The following is an 856-nucleotide window of genomic DNA, read 5'->3' as shown; positions in this document are numbered from 1 at the left end:
ATCCCTTGTGGGGCTTGTTGGCCCTCATCTTGGTGGCCTTTCTCGCCCGCGTGGACTCCCTGCGCGGCGTGGAACGTTTCGCCCGGGCCAACCCTCACCTCTTGCCCCACCTGGGCCTGCGCAACCCCCCGGGCCACACCATCCTCACCCTCCTCCTTCACCGTCTGGACCCAAAGAAGCTCCAGGAGGCCCTCCTCCAGGTCTTCCCCGAGGTGGACCTGGGAGGGGTCCTGGTGGTGGACGGGAAGCACCTCCGGGGAAGCGGCAAGGGGAAGAGCCCCCAGGTCAGGCTCGTGGAGGTCCTGGCCCTGCACCTCAAGACCACCCTGGCCCAGGCCCGGGTGGAGGGGAGGGAGGACCAAGCGCTTCTGGAGCTCCTGGACCGCCTGGGGGCGGAGGGGCTCAAAGGGAAGGTAGTGGTGGGGGACGCGGGATACCTGTACCCGGAGGTGGCGGGGAAGGTGGTGGAAAAAGGGGGGCATACCTCTTCGTCCTGAAGGCCAACCAGGGGGAACTGCTGGAGTGGGCTCTGGAGGTATTCAAGGGGATGGAGGAAAGGCGGCTTCCCGGGGAGACGGAGTCAGCTTGGGAGGTGGTGCGGGACGGGGAGGTGTGGACCTACCGGGTCTGGGCTTCCCCTTATCTGCCGGATGCGCTCTTGGCCTTTCCCGGGTGCCGACAGGTGGTGCGGGTGGAGCGGGAGGTGGTGCACAAGGGGACGGGGGAGGTACGGCGCGCGGCGAGCTACGCCCTCACCAGCTTGGGAGCCGAGGAGGCGGACGCGAGGCGGCTTGGGGAGCTTCTCCTTTCCCGGTGGGAGGTGGAGAACCGGTCCTTTTGGGTACGGGACGTCCTC

Annotated in this window: 1 protein-coding gene; it reads left to right on the top strand. The window is 67.8% G+C overall.

Going from position 1 to position 856, the window contains the following annotated elements; translation table 11 throughout:
• The coding region (locus ACK4SC_RS11695) for a hypothetical protein (protein ID WP_409618149.1) at positions 1-497 on the top strand (497 nt) is incomplete at its 5' end.
• Positions 498-856 lie beyond the last annotated feature (359 nt).

This window comes from Microcella sp. (assembly GCF_046293215.1).
GTDB lineage: Bacteria > Actinomycetota > Actinomycetes > Actinomycetales > Microbacteriaceae > Microcella.
The sequence above is the reverse complement of the archived record's forward strand: the minus strand, read 5'-3'. Positions and strand labels throughout refer to the sequence as shown.